Genomic DNA, 17,959 nt, shown 5'->3' with positions numbered 1-17,959 from the left:
ATGGTTAATTTGTCTTCTTTATCTAGTCTATCAGAACTATGTATAGATTTCCAGAAGAGAAATAAACAATGTTCTAGGTGATTTGTCATAGCTGGCAATTATCCGTTTTTGAATGGTCATTACGGGGTTATATTAGGGTAAAAGGAGGGGAACGGAATGACACAATTGATGATTGGGCTGGCCCGTACCGAGAACGAGGCTATAATCATGCTGAATAAAGCTAAAGAGGAAGGCATTAAGGATAAATATTTGGGAGCGGTGGCGAAGGAACAGCTTAATCTGGAGCTGGTGAGCGAGAAGACGGGTCTGCCCAAACCATTAAAAGGTGCAGGAACGGATGGTGCCTTTGGCGCGCTAAAAGGGATATTGGCTGGTCTGGGGAAACGGATGGATCAGACGATGTCGATCGGAAAAGCAGTGCGCAGACTCGCCGGCAATGAGATCGGGAGTGAGACCGATGATTTGGTGCTTACACTGACTGAAGCGGGGATCTCGGAAGAAGACGCACGGTATTATGAAGATTGGCTGTTAAAGGACCATATCTTGGTTATCGTGGAGTGCAGTGAGGAAGAGGCAGCTCGTGTTCGCCCGATTTTACTTTTTTAGTTTAATTTAAGGCTGATTTTAGGTTTCTTTAATGTTGGGGAGGTATTCTTATCTCACACCTCCCTTAATATAGATTGGTTTACCGGAAGTCCGGGACCGCAACTCGGACTTTCTAGGCACTGTGAGCTGACGCTTGCAGTGCCTGTTTCATTTTTTTTATTATTTTTAATAAAAGTGTTGCAAAGTTAATTAGTTCATGGTAAGATATTTCTTGTCGCCAAGAAATACATAATCCTGCCGGGGTGGCGGAATTGGCAGACGCACAGGACTTAAAATCCTGCGGTAGGTGACTACCGTACCGGTTCGATCCCGGTCCTCGGCATCTTAAAAAGAAAGATCGTATGACGCTTGTTAACCAAGCTGCATGCGATCTTTTTTTATGTTCTTTAATATCAATGTCACTTCATTGTAGCCCACATCACGATGTAGCTCATAAACATAAACCCTGCATAATACATATCAGAAGGTACATTTATCTGACTTTTATGAAGAGACGGAACAATGGTGTATACTATCCGTAGGCATATATTACCTTTACATTGCTGAACTTATGTAGAGTCACAAAACCAATAAAACAATCTTATGGACGGAGGACTCAAGTTTATGTTGAAACAGCTTAAGCCATACAAGGTGTTACAGGAGCGCAGAATTGAAGAACTGAAATCGGATGCGTATCTGTTGGAGCACCAGAAATCCGGAGCCAAAATTGTACTTTTGTCCAATCAGGACGACAACAAAGTATTCAGTATCGGTTTCCGTACACCTCCGGAAGATGATACAGGGGTAGCCCATATCCTCGAACACTCCGTGCTCTGTGGGTCCAAGAAATTTCCGGCCAAGGATTCTTTTGTTGAGTTGCTGAAAGGTTCATTGAATACATTCCTTAACGCCATGACGTATCCGGATAAGACGATCTACCCGATCGCGAGTCGTAATGATCATGACTTCCATAACCTGATGGATATTTACCTGGATGCGGTATTAAATACGAATATTTATGAGAATGAAAAAATATTTTTGCAAGAAGGCTGGAACTATAATCTGGCCTCAGCAGATGATGAGTTAACCTACAACGGAGTTGTATATAACGAGATGAAGGGTGCCTTTTCTTCACCGGAACGAATGGTGCGCAGAGAAGTGCTGAACTCCCTTTTCCCGGATACCACGTACTCCTCCGAGTCTGGCGGGTTCCCGGAAGCTATTCTGGATCTAACGTATCAGGGGCTGCTGGATTTCCACACGAGATACTATCATCCTTCCAACAGTTACATCTATCTCTACGGGGATATGGATATGGAAGAGAAGCTGCAATGGCTCGATGAGAACTATCTGAGTGCATATGATCGAATCGATATCGATTCGGCCATTCAACTTCAACCTGCCTTTGCAGAACGGGTAGACACAGTTAAGACTTACTCTGCGGGAAGTACGGAATCCGAAGTGGATAACAGCTTCTTGACCTATAACGCGGTGATTGGCACAAGTCTTGACAAGGAACTGAACATTTCGTTTCAAATTTTGTTATACGCCTTGTTGAACGCTCCGGGAGCGGTATTAAAACAGGCGTTGCTGGATAAAGGGATTGCGAAGGACGTCTACGGTTCGTATGATGACAGCCTGTATCAGCCTGTGTTCACGGTGGGACTGAAGAAGAGTAACCTGGCGAGCAAAGAGGATTTCCTGGGAACGGTCAAAGAAGTGCTTGAGCGTGTGGTAAAAGAAGGTTTTGATCCTAAAGCGCTGCTTGCTGGAATTAACTCGTATGAGTTCAATCACAGGGAAGCGGACTATGGCAGAATGCCGAAGGGCTTGATCTACGGATTCTCCTCCCTGCAAAGCTGGCTGTACGATGAAGAGGCACCTTTCACTCATTTAGAAGCCAATGACGTATTTGCTGAGCTGCGGACAAAAATGAACGAAGGTTACTTCGAACAACTTATTGAAAAGTATTTATTACAAAACACACATACTTCCTTTGTGGCCCTGACACCGGACAAAGGGTTGAATTCACGCAAAGAAGAAGCGCTGAAAGCGCGTCTGAAAACCATTCAGGCCGGTCTTAGTGAGGAAGAAGTGCAGACGCTGATTCAGAAAACGGAAGCACTCGCCGAGTATCAGAATACACCTTCAACCAAAGAACAGCAGCAGGTCATTCCGACATTATCGATTGAAGATATTGAACCGAAGGCCTCTACGTTGCATCAAACGGTGAAACAGGTCGACGACACAACCATTCTCCATCATAACCTTTACACCAACGGAATTGGTTATCTGAGACTGCTGTTTGATATCAAAGAAGTGCCTCGTCATCTCCTGCCGTATGCAGGATTGCTGAAGAATGTGCTGGGTTACGTGGATACTCAAAACTACTCGTTCAATGAACTGTCCAATGAAATCCATATCCATTCGGGTGGTATTCATAGCGGGATAGGATCTTATGCTAACGCGCATAAACACAATGAATTCAAGGCTACCTATGAGTTCAACGCCAAAGTGTTATATGACAAGCTTGGATTTGCCTTTGATATGATCAAAGAAATTGTGTTCACGTCCCGATTTGATAATTCGAAGCGATTATATGAGATCATCTCTCAGATGAAAGGTAATCTGCAACGTAATCTGATCAATAGCGGACACTCTGCGGGAATTGGCCGGTCTTCGTCCAAACATTCAGCGGTTGCCGATTTCAGGGAAGCTGTAAGTGGGATCGCCTTCTACCAGTGGTTGGAGGATCTTCAGGCGAATTTTGAGGCCAGAAAAGAAGAGTTATCTTCCAGCCTGCAAGAGTTGACGGGGTATATTTTCAGACCGGAGAACTTGCTTGTTAGCTATACTGCCGATGAGCAGGGATATGAAGGACTGGAGCAACAGGTATCCGATCTGAAAGCGAAGCTGTTCACACATGAAGTTGCCAAGGAAGAGTTTACGTTCACACCTGCAACTCATAAGGAAGGATTCCGTTCCCCTTCAGAGGTGCAGTATGTCGTGCAAACGGGCAATTATATCGACAAAGGATATCAATACACCGGTTCACTACGGGTCTTGCAGGGCATCCTGTCCTTGGATTACTTGTGGACCAATATCCGCGCCAAAGGCGGAGCTTATGGCTGTATGTCAGGTTTCAGACGGAACGGTGACAGCTACGTTGCATCGTATCGTGATCCGAACCTCGCTAAAACGTACAAAGTATATGAAGAGATACCACAGTATTTGAACGATTTCCGGGCAGACGAGCGGGAAATGACACGTTACATCATTGGTGCGATCCAGGATCTAGACACGCCGAGAACACCTTATGGTGAGGGGGCATTCTCTCTGGAGTGTTACCTGTCGAATGTGACTGAAGCAGATCTGCAACAGGAACGTGACGAAGTGTTAAGCACGAAGGAAAGCGACATTATCGGTTTTGCTGAGCTCTTATCGGCCGTACTTGAACAGCAACAGCGCTGCGTGATCGGTAATGAGAACAAGATTGAGGAACAGAAGCAAATGTTTGACGAGACGCTGGATTTAATCAAAAACTAAACGTTAGTCTCGCTTATCCCCGGATCGAATAGGCGTCAAAGCGAAAGGCACTTTTATGAGCTGGTTTCAACAGCTTATAGAAGTGCCTTTTATAATGAGGAGGAATGTGGAGCAACTGTTGCCGATCCATAATGAGAATGGGTGACACGCTGCGTTATTCAAGTGACAGCGAGCATGTTGTATATTTTCAGGGTCCGAAGATCTTCCTTTGAGATTTTTAATTCATTATATAACTCCTGATTCTCGGGCAGCGGGGTTCTGGAGAATAACATTTTGAGCGCGATCGGCATGAAAGGTCTGAAGGAGACACCAGCCATCAGTCCCCACTTTTTCTCCGATTCCTGAAAAGATGCCAGAATATTAATATATAGATTCTCCAGCGGTGTGGCCTGATTTTTTAAAATCAGCGTGGTGAGTGTATCATAATGTTCGGTGTGGCCCCAGTACATATTCTCGCATTCCTGGTAGTTCTCAAAATCCTTCACATTCATATACATCACGGTGCGATAACGGTTGGCATCCGATTGAGCCATCATGTCAATGACACATCGAATGAGACTGTTGTTACGCCCATCATAGAAGTAGGAATAGAAACGTGTAGAATTCTTGAAAAAGCTGGACGGAACTGCATTCATCAGGGGGGAAGCGTGTCTGGGTTCTTGGTACAAGAGTTGTTCCACCTGAATGTTGAGCGCGTTCGCAATATGATGTAACGTGACCAGATCAAGTGTAATATCTCCGCTCTCATATTTGGACAGGGTGCCCTTGCTCTTGAAGATCTGATCCGCCAGCTGTTGAATGGTCAGTCCCCGCCACTTCCGAAAGTTTCGTATTTTCTTACCAACTTCCTGATTGATATTGTTCATAACTGGTTCTCCTTATGCAATGTTTCTTGAGAGTACGTGAAAATGGTGAAAGTCATTCATAAAAATGATGTTATATGAAAAATATATCACTTTCTCGCCGAAAAACCTATTCTGGAGAAACAATAAACTTTATTTGTTTCGTCAGGATAGATTGTATTGCATTTGATGCAATTTCTACGTCATGGAATAATAGATCTCATACGACATGAACCGACAATGAAAAGTTGAGCAGACAGAGGAGCAGAAGCTACGATGAAATATAACTTTGATGAGATTATAGATCGCACAGGTACAAATGCCATGAATACGGATGGATTCCGTCAATATATTTTTAACGCTTCAGAAGATATGACATTTCCATTTAAGGACGAAGAATTTATTCGCATGTGGATTGCAGATATGGAGTTCGCCACACCTCCCGAGATTCTGGATGCAGTGAAGGAACGTTTGGACCGCAGAATTATGGGTTACTCCCAGGTGTTTGATCCGGCATACTATGAAGCTGTCTCGAATTGGATGAAAAGGTACTATGATTGGTCCTTTCCGAAGGAGCATTTGGAGACCTCAAACGGAATCATCCCTGCTTTATATGAACTGGTGGAGTATATTTGTCAATCGGATGAGAAAGTACTGATCCTGACCCCGTCTTATGGTTTTTTCAAGTCAGCTGCGGAGCATAATGATCTTGAACTGGTATGTTCGGATATGCTTAATGAGCAGGGGCGTTACTCGATTGATTTTGAGGATTTTGAGAGCAAGGCCAAGGATGAGAAGGTAAGGGTATGTATTTTCTGCAACCCCCATAATCCGTCTGGACGCGTCTGGACAACGGAAGAGTTACAACGTGTGGGTGAGATCTGTCTGAGGAACAATGTATGGATTATTTCGGATGAAATTCACTGTGACCTGCTGCGGACTGGCAAAAGACATACGCCACTTGCGAAGCTGTTCCCGGATACGGATCGAATCATTACCTGCATGTCTCCGAGCAAAACATTCAACATGGCTGGTCTGATGTTCTCCAATGTCATCATTCCGAATAAGGCACTTCGAGACATCTGGCAGGCACGCCATTATGGTTTCAAAAACCCACTGAGCATTGCTGCCACGCAAGCGGCTTACGAAACGGGTGATGAGTGGCTGAAACAATTAAAAGGTTATCTAGACGCCAATTTCGCTTGCGTAGAACAGTATGTGAAGCAGCATCTGCCGCTGGCTGTCTTTCATATTCCGGAAGCCACATATCTGGCCTGGATTGATATCTCGGCATATGCTCCCGAGCATGTAAGTTTACCGTTATTCTTCGCTGAGCAAGCGGGTGTGTTGCTCGAAGATGGTCATATGTTTGTAGCGAATGGTGAGGGTTGTATTCGGTTGAATCTGGCTTGTCCGCGTTCTGTCCTTCAGGAAGGATTACGGAGAATCAGTAGTGTGCTTGTAAAAGAAGTCGAAGAGGTACCCGTTTAAATATAACGTCACCAAGTCATCACGCAACAGCGTGGTGACTTTTTCGTATGAGTATACGGAGTGCAGCAAGAACAAGGTTTATTTCGTGGTGAACGTATACCCTGATGCGCAATTCTGGTCTGCTGTCCCCGGTTATGTTAAAATGGTGGATAGTCTATGAGTTGCATGACATGCGGCTCTCAGAAGGAAGAGCCCGGTAGTTGGGCTGCACGTAACTGCATTCATCAGGGGAAAGGAGCCTATACATATGTTTGGAAACGATTGGGACAAGGTGCTTCAAGAAGAGACGGAAGCCGAATATTTCAACAAAATTCGTTATACCCTCGCGGCCGAGTACAAAACGCAGACGGTCTTTCCGCCCAAAGAAGACCTGTTCTCCGCACTGAAGCTGACGCCATATCATCAGGTTAAGGCCGTTATTATTGGTCAGGATCCTTATCACGGAGCGGGTCAGGCTCATGGATTAAGCTTTTCGGTCAGACCGGGGGTACGCGTGCCTCCTTCTCTGAAAAATATATATAAGGAACTTCAGGCCGATCTGGGCCTGCCAATTCCGAATCATGGATCTCTGGTCCACTGGGCTCAGCAGGGAGTCTTGTTATTAAATGCTGTTCTCACGGTCCGTGAAGGTCAGCCGAACTCGCATCAGGCATTGGGATGGCAGACGTTTACGGATGCTGTCATTCGCGCGCTGAATGAACGTTCAGAGCCGATGGTATATATGCTGTGGGGCAGTCATGCCCAGAAGAAAGGTGCATTTATTAACAGGGACAAACACCTGGTACTGGAGTCCACACATCCCAGTCCGCTGGCTGCGCATCGCGGATTCCTCGGCAGTCGTCCCTTTTCCAAAGCCAATGAATTCTTGACCTCCAAAGGTATTGAACCGATCGATTGGAAGATACCTGAAAATTAGACAGATGGAGGTGAGAACATTGCGACATTGGATAGGACGAAAAGTAGCAGTATATCGTGCAACAGGCATACGGGAGCCATTGAAGGGAACGCTGGTCGAGTGGGATGAAGAAGCGGAATGTGTACGGATCGGACCGAAACGGATTAAGGTATCGTTTGACAATATCGCAATGATCAGACCTCTTCCCGAAGAGAGTCTTCCCTTAAAGAAAGCACGTTCTGAAGTGCACAAGGTTGGATATGTGATAAAAAAGGCGATTCAGTTCGAAAATGCAATCTATTTCAAGTCACAGGTTATGATCTGGCGCCGGGCCAAAATTGTAGCGTTATGCACGACGATTCTGCGTCATGACGAGGATCAGGTTGAACTTGCAGATGGCCGGGTTCTTCGTAAAGACAAGCATATGTTTGTCGTACGTTCACGCCGTGGCATACGTTAAATATACGAAGATTTAATACTCATTTCATGCAAAAATCATACGGATTTAATGTTTGGTCTGTATATTAGGTAGTAACAACCCCTTCTAAATTGATGTGTATTGCAATGGGAGCCCGACCGGCTGCAAACGGTCGGGTTTTTTTTGTCCATTGGTTCTGTTAACCTGTTGTACATACCCATAACATTCATGTTATATATTATTAAAATAGAAAATTGAACTAAACATTTACACGAGAACGTAGAGGGCAGAAATAACCTGAAGAAGCGGAGCGTTCGCCTTTATCAACAGATTTTCACCTTTGTAAAATTGAATTAAAAAATCTGGGGATAACAGCGATCGGAAGGTTGTTCTGTCATCGAAGTGGCAAGTGTAAATATTCTTTAGTTCAATCTAAAAAGATCATGAGAAGGAGTGAAATCCATTGAAACGTATAGCTGTTTTTGCAGGCTCCAATCCGGGAAATCACCCCGATTATACAGAGAAGGCTGTTCAACTAGGCAAACAGATTGCCGATAGTGGTTATGCACTGGTCTATGGTGGTTCTTGTATGGGCTTGATGGGTGCAGTAGCTGATGCTGCTCTTGAGCAAGGGGGAGAAGTAATCGGCGTTATGCCTACCGGATTGTTCCGGGGTGAGGTTGTTCATGGAGGGCTCACACAACTGATTGAAGTGGGAACCATGCATGAACGGAAGGCTACGATGGCTGAATTATCCGATGGATTCATTGCGCTTCCCGGAGGTATGGGTACATTTGAAGAACTATTCGAGGTACTGTGCTGGGCACAGATCGGCATTCATCGTAAGCCTGTTGGCTTATTGAATGTCAACGGATATTATGGACCGCTGATGAAGATGGTAGAACATAGTGTACAGGAGGGATTCTCCAACACATCGCATCTCAGTCTGTGGAGTCTGGAATCTGATCCGGCTGAATTGATCAAGCAAATGTCATCCTATATTCCTGCAGAGTTAACTCAAAAATGGTCACAACTTAACGGGAAATGAGTGCATAAGAAGAATGCCTGTACCCAATCGTTCCTCGGGAGAATTTTCGATCTGCCCAAGCAAGTTGCGCTATCGGACATAGTCTATAGTGTACTTTGATGAAGAGGGGAGTGTCACTGATGAGCGAACTCAAAGGTACAGGTTACGGGTATTGCGGAGGCTTCGGTGGTGGAGCATGGACATCGACAGGTGCAATTCTTGTATTGTTCATTCTGTTGGTTATTATCTCACGCACATTCATTCTGTAATTCGGTCAGTACCCTGGGACGGGGATGACGTTGCAGAGGCAGCGCCCGAATAAAAATGACCTTTCCAAAGAGACGCCGGTATATGCCGGCGTTTCAGGGGAACGGTTTTTTGATGTTTTCAGAATACGTTGAGTAATTGAAAAAGCAAAAACCTGCTCCTGAATAAGATCAGAAGCAGGAGAGAGCCTCCTGACTCATTAGCTGCGCAACAAGCAGTCTACACCACAACAGCAGTTTGATCCGGAACACCTAACGATTTCCAGGCGATATATAGCCCGATGGCGGCTGCAATTAAGGAGAGTATTGCTGCAACAATAGCCAGCTGATCCAGTGTGCTGGATGAAGTGGAGTTAAAAGAACGTTGATTAGCCGTCTTGCCGGATTTATTTTTGATATGGACAGATGATCTGGAAAGCCTGGAAGCCGACTGTAACTGGGAGGTGTGAGCACGCGTAGGTATCGATTTTTTCTTTGAGGGATTCAATAGTCAACCTCCTTATAACGGAGTTCAGTGCTTCCATCGTTCATACTATGTTATGTCGATATTCAGATTGAGTTCGCAAAAATGAGTGAATCCCCAGCCCGTTAGATGATCAACCCGGCTGCTAGTATTAGCGAAGCAGGCAATCCATTATACGCTCCGTTAATACAAGTCTAACAAACCGTGTTTATAGTGTTAATCATAGAGTGAAGCTTGAACACAGGAGGCGCTGGAATGAGGAACATGGAGATTATTGCCCACCGTGGTGCATCTGCCGTATGCCCGGAGAATACGATGAGCGCTTTTGAACGAAGTCTGGAGCTTGGAGCAACAGGGATTGAAACCGACGTGCAGATGACAAGTGATGGCAGACTGGTACTGATTCATGATGAGACGTTAAGCCGAACTGGCGGCGCAGAAGGCTGGGTTAAGGATACAACTTACGATCAATTGTGCACACGGGATGCCGGGTCCTGGTTCCATGCTAATTTTGCCGGGGAACGTATTCCTTCTCTGGAGGAGTTATTCAGGCTGGTACAGGGGAAAGGAACATTGCTTAATCTGGAATTGAAAAATGGTATTGTGAGTTATAAGGGGATGGAAGAGAAGGTTATAAAGGCGATCCGGGACTGGAATCTGGAGCAACAGGTCGTGCTGTCCAGCTTCAATCATGCTTCGCTCGTGAGATGTAAACGCCTTGCCCCGGAGCTCCGTACTGCACTTTTATATATGGAAAAATTGTACCGTCCCTATGATTATGCTGCCAAACTCGAAGCTTCCGGCCTTCATCCCTACAAGCTGGCACTCACACAAGAAGATGTTGCTGCTGCACTGGCACATGGCATTGTTACCTATCCATTTACGGTGAATGATCCTACCGAGATGCAGGCCATGATTGACATGGGTGTGCAAGGAATCATTACCGATGTTCCGGATGTCCTGGCATCCTTGATTACGGTACCTGCCCGTTAAACAAGTCTGTATTTACATGTTCTACATATGTAATGACAAGGCTGTGTTCGAGCTTTTTGGCTCCTGCACGGCCTTTTTGCGTGTAAAATTGTGTGCAAATCTTCATATATGCAATAAACATGTCCTATTTGTCCATTGCCAGAGCCTGTGGATTCACTTACAATGGTCTATGGGAATGAGAATCAATATCATTAAAGTTCGGTATTTATAGAGAGGTGATTGTTATGTACATAGGTTTGAGCAGCTCCACTCATAACGAGGGTGAGCGCGTATGAGTTCACAAGCTTCACCAGAAAAACATAATCCGGATTCACCCACAGCGAAGATACATACTCGTCCGTGGGCAGCCACACTTATTCTTACAGGGGGAGTTTTGCTACTCGCTCTGGGTATGGCGTTGTCCATTTCTTTTGGCGCTGCTGATATTAAGCTTAGTGTAGTCTGGAAGGCCATCTTTGATTTCAATCCGGAGTTGACCCCTCATCAGATCATATGGGAGATTCGGTTACCACGTATTCTTGGAGGAGCAATGGTGGGTGCATGTTTCGCTGTAGCTGGTGCAATCATGCAAGGCATGACTCGTAACCCGCTGGCCGATTCAGGTCTGCTTGGGTTAAATGCTGGAGCTGGATTTGCGCTTGCGATCTGTTTTGCCTTTTTCCCGGGCTTGCCGTTTATGTACATCATTATGTATTCCTTCCTTGGGGCAGGACTTGGTGTCCTGTTGGTGTATGGTTTTGGTGCAGCTTCCAAATCGGGTCTAACACCACTACGCCTTGTACTTGCAGGTGCGGCTGTATCAGCCATGTTGTCGGCACTCAGTGAAGGGATTGCATTGTATTTCAGAATTGGACAAGATCTGGCTTTTTGGACAGCCGGTGGTGTAGCCGGAACGAAGTGGTCTCAACTTGAGGTCATGTTCCCATGGGTACTCGCGGCACTAATCGCAGGTCTTCTTATCTCCCGTTCCATTACTCTGCTTAGTCTCGGAGAAGATATTGCGGTGGGCTTGGGGCAACGTACGGGGCTGATCAAACTCATAGGCCTGATTGTTGTACTGATTCTTGCGGGTACGGCTGTGTCTGTGGTGGGTGCGGTCGGTTTTGTCGGACTCATTATTCCCCATCTTACCCGGAAGCTGGTTGGGGTCGATTATCGCTGGATTATTCCGTGTTCCGCTGTGATGGGTAGTTTGTTGCTCGTATTTGCGGATCTGGCTGCACGTATGATTAACCCGCCGTACGAGACGCCAATTGGCGCATTGGTTGCCCTCATCGGGGTACCATTCTTCCTATATCTGGCACGTAAAGAAAGGAGGACTCTGTAACGATGGAATCCTCAACAATAGTTGGAGCAGAGCGCAAGAAGAGAACCAAAAGTACGATTGTTCTCATTGTACTTGCCCTATTAATTATTACGGCTTTTGTAGTGAGCATGAATACGGGCTTTACCAAGCTTTCGCCGCTTGAAGTAATGCGTACCCTGTTTGGTGGAGGCACGCCGAAACAGGAATTGATCCTGTTTGAATTCCGTCTGCCACGTATTGTGATTTCAGTGCTGGTCGGAGCCGGGCTTGCGTTATCTGGTTGTATTTTGCAGGGGGTATCTCGGAATGCGCTGGCAGATCCAGGGATCCTCGGAATTAATGCAGGTGCCGGTCTGGTCGTCATGTTATTTGTTTCCTTTTTCCCGACCACAACAGCAGCGCCGGTATTTCTTTTGCCGATTCTGGCCCTGATCGGTTCTGGTTTTGCTGCATTTCTGATCTACGTGCTCTCTTACAAAAAAGGAGAGGGCATCCTGCCTACGCGTATGTTGCTTACGGGGATCGGGGTGGCGGCGGGAATCAGTTCCGCCATGATCGTGCTTACCTTACGGCTTAGTCCGGAAAAGTATCAATTTGTAGCAACCTGGATGGCAGGCAGTATCTGGGGTTCGAACTGGAAATTTGTAACGGCTCTACTGCCGTTTCTTATCATTCTTGTCCCGCTTGTTCTGTATAAGGCACGTGTACTGAACGTGCTGAATCTGGGTGACCAGACTGCAAGCGGACTCGGGACTCCGGTTGAGCGTGAGCGACTTATTTTGCTTGCCGCTGCTGTAGGGCTTGCCGGCTCATGTGTATCTGTGAGTGGGGGGATCGGTTTTGTTGGTCTGATTGGGCCGCATTTGGCACGTCGTCTGGTGGGTCCAAAACATCAATTCCTGTTACCTGCATCTGCCCTGATCGGTTCATTGCTCGTGCTGGTTGCAGATACGCTGGGTCGGGTCATCCTACAGCCTTCGGAGATTCCTGCGGGGATCCTGGTTGCCATTATTGGTGCGCCATACTTCCTGTATCTCTTAAGCAAGACGAAATAGAACGTAATCATTATTGTGTGATTGCATAAGGAGGACTTCAGTCCATGCTTCGCCGTTTCTTTGCCTATTACAGGCCTTACAAAAAGCTCTTTATTCTTGACTTCAGCTGTGCGATTCTGGTCGCGCTGCTGGAGCTGGCTTTTCCACTGGCGGTCAACCGGGTAGTTGATGATCTGCTGCCAGGCGGCCGCTGGGACTGGATTCTATGGGCGTGTCTGGCATTGCTCGGCATCTACTTCCTGAATTCATTTCTGAACTTCGTGGTTACCTATTGGGGACACAAGCTGGGCATTAACATTGAGACGGATATGCGTAAAAGTCTGTTTAATCATGTGCAGAAGTTATCGTTCCGTTTCTTCGATAATACCAAAACAGGACACCTCGTATCCCGCATGACTAACGATCTGATGGATATTGGTGAGATTGCCCATCATGGTCCAGAGGATGTATTTATCGCGGTCATGACACTGATTGGTGCATTCAGCATCATGATGAGCATTAACGGGAATCTGGCGGTGTTAACCTTTATCATCGTGCCGCTGATTATTTATCTCTCGCTCTATTTTGGCAGCAAAATGTCCAAGGCATTCAGCCGAATGTTCGGAGATATTGCCGACTTCAACGCTCGTGTAGAGAACAATATTACAGGTATCCGTGTTGTTCAGGCTTTTGCTAATGAAGAGCATGAAAAAGCACAATTTGCAGTAAACAACGGTCGTTTCCGTCAAACCAAACTGATTGCATACAAAATCATGGCCTGGAACTCCTCTGTCAGTTATATGCTGATGAAGCTCGTATCCCTCTTTGTTCTGGTATGCGGAACATGGTTTGTCATTAACGGCAGCATGACCTACGGTCAGTTCATTGCATTTATCATGCTGTCCAATGTGTTCCTGACACCCATTCAGAAGATCAACTCGGTTATTGAGACGTATCCGAAGGGGATTGCAGGCTTCAAGCGATATACAGAGCTGCTTGATATGGAACCGGATGTGGAAGATCGTCCAGGGGCTGTAGCGGTATCCCATTTACGTGGAGATATTCGTTATGAGCAAGTGACCTTTGGGTATACGGATCAGGAGCCTGTACTCAAAGGTATCGATCTTAATGTACATGCAGGGGAAACCGTAGCTCTCGTCGGTCCATCGGGTGCAGGAAAAACAACGCTGTGCAGTCTGCTGCCACGATTCTATGATGTGCTGGAAGGTCGCATCACGATTGATGGTCAGGAGATACAGGACATGACGCTGGACTCCTTGCGCAGTCAGATCGGTATTGTACAACAGGATGTATTCCTCTTCGATGGAACCATTCGCGAGAATATTGCTTACGGCAAGCTGGATGCATCCGAAGAAGAAATCTGGATGGCCGCCAGACGTGCACAGATGGAACCTTTGATTCAGTCCATGCCAGAAGGGCTGGATACGTTAATTGGTGAACGCGGTGTGAAGCTGTCCGGTGGACAGAAACAGCGTCTGTCCATTGCCCGCATGTTCCTGAAAAACCCACCGATTCTAATTCTGGACGAAGCCACATCCGCGCTGGATACAGAAACGGAAGCGGCGATTCAGCAATCCCTTGCTGAGCTGTCCGAGGGCCGGACCACACTGGTTATTGCTCACCGATTGGCTACGATCAAAAATGCAGACCGCATTATTGTCGTTGCCGAACAAGGTATTACGGAGCAGGGACGTCACGAAGAATTACTCGCAGCAGGTGGGGTGTACAGCCGCCTTCACTATGCGCAGTTTGGCGCGTAACCTGTTCGATATGGGTTAACAATGTTAATAAGAGAAGTAATGCCATCGTTCATGACTTGGAAGGAGTCAGGACGGTGGCGTTATTTTCTATTTCATGATTAGGATGTGAGTCTGAGGTGCAACGTTGTTGTCAGCCTGTGATCATGGATATGGAAACGGGTATTATAGTAAAGAGAACGCTTAACGTGTAAGATATGTTCATCATCTTGCAAGATGTAGGAGGTACACGATATGCAGTTGAACGATATGCTGAAGATTCTTATAACCTGTCTATTATTTATTCTGATTTGGTCGCTTCTAACTCAAGGGATTCGCAAACTTTCCAGTACTCGTGCGGGGTCCGGTTTCCAACGCTGGGGTGGATGGTCCATTGGACTTTTCATTGTTGGCGCTGTGCCACTCGGTTTTTCGCTATACACAGAGATCTTTGATGAGCGCCTGGATGCCAACATCGGCTTGGGGCTTGCCATGCTGTTTGTTTGGGCCTATTGTGTGATCTTGTTATGCGCGGCGTTGGTGGTATGGGGCAGGTATGTGTATAAAAGGAATATAAAGAAGTGAATATATGGGTTGGTCGTGCTGGGCCCATGAGTATGTTAAAGGTGAGCTAACGGCAGTATTTGTAACAATAACCTGATATGAAACGTTAAGCTTAGAAAGAGGTGTTAGTAAAGGGGGATTTACATATGTCCTATCTTCGTCAAGTCTTTATGTTGCTCTCAACCCTAATCGTATGCCTTACCGGATGTTCAGAACAGATCGAGTGCAACTCCGTGCAGACTCAAGCCGATGCACCAAGTGAAGATGGATTCACTGGTTATGTGGTTGATCGTAAAGACGATTCCATTCTTGTTGTTGATCCTGCCTACCGGGATAACAGTTCCAATGGAGGAGCCGATCGATATTATCCGGCAAAATGGTTCTCCAATGCACCTGATCCGCAGATCGGCTCCTATGTTGAAGTCTGGACAGATGGAGGCCCGGAAAATCAACCCTATCCCGGGCAGGCCAGAGCAGAAAAGATAGCGGTATCTTGTCCAGTGGCACCGGATGGTGGGCATATGACGGATGCGGATGCGATTCGTAGTGGACTTCTTTCACTTGATACAGAGAACATCCGTGTTCCAGTGATTGAAGATGTACAATTTGATCATGATGCAGGAACGTGGACGATTCGCATGAGAGATGCGATGTCAACGACGGAGAATCAAGATGAGATTGATATCAAAGTAGAGGATGGTGAGCCAGTCGAGTAACAGAGGGAGTATATCATTATGTAATAGAGATGAGGAGCGAAGTTTAAATGGATATTAGGGAGTGCCTTCCCCGCGATAAGTTTGATTATGAAGCGGTGCGTAAGTTAAGTGAGTTCAGTGATGTCGAATTAAAAGTTATCATTCCAGAACTTATGGAGTGGTTACAAGACGGGAATTGGCCGATCTCTAAGCCGGTAGAGGATCTACTATTGAGATTGGGGGAGGACTTAGTTCCTCATATTAAAGATGTATTGCAAACCAAAGATCCACAGTGGGAATATTTCATTTTGGTTGGATTGATTGATCGATTGCCTGTATCTCATCTCAGTATGTTACAGACGGATTTGGTAAGGATATTGGAGTTCCCTACACCAAGTGAGGTACTTGAGGAGCTGGATGAGGTTATCGTGGAGCTTTTGAAAAAGATGAAGGAGACCAACGAGAGGTAAGTGGAGATGGGAGTTTGCATACATACATAGGAACTGGTAATTAACCCTAAGAAAGCTGAAATATTGAATATGGAGTGATAAACATGCTGAAATACCAACTTCTTTTCCCTACCTGTTTGAGTTCGGAAATATACTGTTTGGAAATTGTACAAGAGTTAATTAACTTATTTGATATTTCAGAGAAAGAAGCTTTTTTCAGGATTAATTCTTTTTGGGAAGGCAATGATTTTTTATCAGAAGAAGATCTGATTTTTCATGAGCCTCCTGAATATTGGGCAAAAACAATATATTATGAGCAATCGAATTGGTGGAATTTCCCTGAGAACGAACTAATCCCAAGAAAAATAGATTGATATGATAAGCAAGGAAACCGCCATTATGATTTTATAAAAAAGGGGAAAGGACTCTTACGCCATGGAATTATCAAGGTCTCAGCAATTAGCTCAAGAGCATGTAACCAATTATGCAAGAAGCCGCAAAAATGAGGCGGAGCAAACCATTAGGGAAATCCTTCATATGTCCAATATCGAGCTGAAGACATTTGAAGATGCTGTCGCCAAACTAAAATCTCATGCAAGGATCGCGTTACACTTTCACCCAGATCGATTAGATCCGAATATGAAAAGCGTGGCTGAAGCACTATTTGAGCAGGGAGTTTATAAAAGTCAATTTGAGACTTTATTATCGAATGGAAGTGTATCCGCATTTTCAGGTGGTGAACGTGACGTTTGGGAAAATAAAATGTTTGGCGGAGCGTACCAAATAAATGGCTCAACCAATAGCGAACGGCCCAAATATGGGGCACTCCATGTCATGTTACATCCCGACGGACCTGCTCCTCGTTTTGGATCATGTTACTTCCTTTTATCCAATGAGGTCTCTCATCGTAGCACGTATACCTATTTGGATTCTCACCAAGACCCCGAGGAAAAGGGAACGTATGAGGAATTTGACCTTATTTTGGCTGCTCTCATGAGGGATGTATTCTATAGTGGTTTTGCCATGGGCGAAAGAAATCTAACGGTTCAAAAGTTAATCGGCCATATGCTCGTCAATCTTGAGAAACCCTTCCAAAATCCATCCAACCAAGAGCCGAACCGAAATCTTGACCATTATATCGAAGCGCAGGTTCATGGTGACATTTCTCTTGAAAAAGATGTCAAGATGCTTGTTGCGGATCCATCATTTAAAGGAACCCATACCGGACGAATCTTGGAGCAGATATGTCTAAAGTATTCCATTGATCTCCATTGGCACATGGGCTTTACCCTTTTGGTTGATGAGGTTCCTATGGATTTTCGTGGTCCTTCGATGCCTTCACTGGCCAAAAGAATTGCCAAAAGTGATTTTATTGATGCAAATATCATTGGCTCTGCAGCTATGGACTTGAAACGAAACCCAAGCCATTGGAGCGATCGAGGAACCTACAAAGAAGTTCTACAAGAGTTAAAATTACTGTGGCATGTCTTAGTGAGATATGGAAAGTCAATGGAAAAGTGAAAACATTTTTCGAAATTAAAAATATTGAATATGTAGTAATAAAAATGCTAAAACGACATATTCTTTTTCCTACTTGTTTGCGTATCTCCTGAATTTTAAATTGTTAC

At 45.4% G+C, this 17,959-nt stretch carries 18 protein-coding genes and 1 tRNA gene; 17 read left to right on the top strand and 2 right to left on the bottom strand.

All coding sequences use genetic code 11. The annotated features are described in order from the left end of the window. Positions 1 to 156: 156 nt before the first annotated feature. From NKT06_RS21780 to NKT06_RS21770, 3 genes are all read left to right on the top strand, one after another. A complete protein-coding gene (locus tag NKT06_RS21780) occupies positions 157 to 606 on the top strand; it encodes a general stress protein (RefSeq protein ID WP_253439236.1) in 450 nt (149 codons plus the stop codon). Between the two features lie 236 nt (positions 607 to 842). Further along, positions 843 to 928: transfer RNA gene (locus NKT06_RS21775), tRNA-Leu, on the top strand. 281 nt (positions 929 to 1,209) lie between these two features. Then, positions 1,210 to 4,131: an insulinase family protein gene (locus tag NKT06_RS21770; RefSeq protein WP_253439233.1), complete on the top strand. Its 2,922-nt coding sequence runs from the start codon at positions 1,210 to 1,212 to the stop codon at positions 4,129 to 4,131. Between the two features lie 158 nt (positions 4,132 to 4,289). Here NKT06_RS21770 and NKT06_RS21765 read toward each other — a convergent pair whose 3' ends face one another. Continuing rightward, a complete protein-coding gene (locus NKT06_RS21765; RefSeq protein WP_017687366.1) occupies positions 4,290 to 4,997 on the bottom strand; it encodes a helix-turn-helix domain-containing protein in 708 nt (235 codons plus the stop codon). 252 nt (positions 4,998 to 5,249) lie between these two features. Between NKT06_RS21765 and NKT06_RS21760 the strand changes: the two genes are divergently transcribed. The 5 genes from NKT06_RS21760 (at position 5,250) to NKT06_RS31720 (ending at position 9,073) form a co-directional block, all read left to right on the top strand. Further along, on the top strand, positions 5,250 to 6,464 hold the full coding sequence (locus tag NKT06_RS21760) for a MalY/PatB family protein (RefSeq protein ID WP_253439231.1): 1,215 nt from the start codon (positions 5,250 to 5,252) through the stop codon (positions 6,462 to 6,464). Positions 6,465 to 6,711: 247 nt separating this feature from the next. Next, positions 6,712 to 7,380 carry a uracil-DNA glycosylase gene (ung, locus tag NKT06_RS21755; RefSeq protein ID WP_253439228.1) on the top strand — a complete coding sequence of 223 codons (669 nt, stop codon included), beginning with the start codon at positions 6,712 to 6,714 and terminating at the stop codon, positions 7,378 to 7,380. 19 nt (positions 7,381 to 7,399) lie between these two features. Further along, complete coding sequence (locus tag NKT06_RS21750; RefSeq protein ID WP_253439226.1) at positions 7,400 to 7,819, top strand: hypothetical protein; 420 nt, start codon at positions 7,400 to 7,402, stop codon at positions 7,817 to 7,819. A 421-nt stretch (positions 7,820 to 8,240) separates the two neighbouring features. Further along, on the top strand, positions 8,241 to 8,825 hold the full coding sequence (locus tag NKT06_RS21745) for an LOG family protein (RefSeq protein ID WP_091014155.1): 585 nt from the start codon (positions 8,241 to 8,243) through the stop codon (positions 8,823 to 8,825). Between the two features lie 119 nt (positions 8,826 to 8,944). After that, complete coding sequence (locus tag NKT06_RS31720; RefSeq protein WP_255319930.1) at positions 8,945 to 9,073, top strand: hypothetical protein; 129 nt, start codon at positions 8,945 to 8,947, stop codon at positions 9,071 to 9,073. Positions 9,074 to 9,290: 217 nt separating this feature from the next. On the opposite strand, the gene NKT06_RS21740 is transcribed toward NKT06_RS31720, so the two are convergent. Continuing rightward, complete coding sequence (locus NKT06_RS21740; RefSeq protein ID WP_253439223.1) at positions 9,291 to 9,557, bottom strand: hypothetical protein; 267 nt, start codon at positions 9,555 to 9,557, stop codon at positions 9,291 to 9,293. Between the two features lie 231 nt (positions 9,558 to 9,788). Between NKT06_RS21740 and NKT06_RS21735 the strand changes: the two genes are divergently transcribed. From NKT06_RS21735 to NKT06_RS21695, 9 genes are all read left to right on the top strand, one after another. After that, positions 9,789 to 10,526 carry a glycerophosphodiester phosphodiesterase gene (locus NKT06_RS21735; RefSeq protein ID WP_253439219.1) on the top strand — a complete coding sequence of 246 codons (738 nt, stop codon included), beginning with the start codon at positions 9,789 to 9,791 and terminating at the stop codon, positions 10,524 to 10,526. A gap of 271 nt (positions 10,527 to 10,797) precedes the next feature. After that, a complete protein-coding gene (locus NKT06_RS21730; RefSeq protein ID WP_253439216.1) occupies positions 10,798 to 11,853 on the top strand; it encodes a FecCD family ABC transporter permease in 1,056 nt (351 codons plus the stop codon). Positions 11,854 to 11,855: 2 nt separating this feature from the next. Next, positions 11,856 to 12,887 (top strand): FecCD family ABC transporter permease, encoded by a 1,032-nt coding sequence (locus tag NKT06_RS21725; protein WP_253439213.1) that lies wholly within the window; start codon positions 11,856 to 11,858, stop codon positions 12,885 to 12,887. Positions 12,888 to 12,931: 44 nt separating this feature from the next. Further along, the gene (locus NKT06_RS21720) at positions 12,932 to 14,647 is read left to right on the top strand and encodes an ABC transporter ATP-binding protein (protein WP_253439209.1); all 1,716 of its coding nucleotides are present in this window, start codon (positions 12,932 to 12,934) and stop codon (positions 14,645 to 14,647) included. A gap of 231 nt (positions 14,648 to 14,878) precedes the next feature. Next, positions 14,879 to 15,208 carry a hypothetical protein gene (locus NKT06_RS21715; protein WP_253439206.1) on the top strand — a complete coding sequence of 110 codons (330 nt, stop codon included), beginning with the start codon at positions 14,879 to 14,881 and terminating at the stop codon, positions 15,206 to 15,208. 125 nt (positions 15,209 to 15,333) lie between these two features. Continuing rightward, on the top strand, positions 15,334 to 15,903 hold the full coding sequence (locus NKT06_RS21710; RefSeq protein ID WP_253439203.1) for a DUF3221 domain-containing protein: 570 nt from the start codon (positions 15,334 to 15,336) through the stop codon (positions 15,901 to 15,903). Between the two features lie 47 nt (positions 15,904 to 15,950). Next, the gene (locus tag NKT06_RS21705; protein WP_253439200.1) at positions 15,951 to 16,352 is read left to right on the top strand and encodes a DUF5071 domain-containing protein; all 402 of its coding nucleotides are present in this window, start codon (positions 15,951 to 15,953) and stop codon (positions 16,350 to 16,352) included. Between the two features lie 83 nt (positions 16,353 to 16,435). Continuing rightward, positions 16,436 to 16,705 carry a hypothetical protein gene (locus NKT06_RS21700; RefSeq protein ID WP_253439197.1) on the top strand — a complete coding sequence of 90 codons (270 nt, stop codon included), beginning with the start codon at positions 16,436 to 16,438 and terminating at the stop codon, positions 16,703 to 16,705. Between the two features lie 61 nt (positions 16,706 to 16,766). Further along, entirely contained in the window at positions 16,767 to 17,852 is a 1,086-nt protein-coding gene (locus NKT06_RS21695) for a DUF3626 domain-containing protein (RefSeq protein ID WP_253439194.1), read from the top strand. Positions 17,853 to 17,959 lie beyond the last annotated feature (107 nt).

Origin of the sequence: Paenibacillus sp. 1781tsa1, from assembly GCF_024159265.1 — a bacterium.
GTDB lineage: Bacteria > Bacillota > Bacilli > Paenibacillales > Paenibacillaceae > Paenibacillus.
Note: the sequence above shows the minus strand (reverse complement) of the source record. Positions and strands in the feature narration are given on the sequence as shown.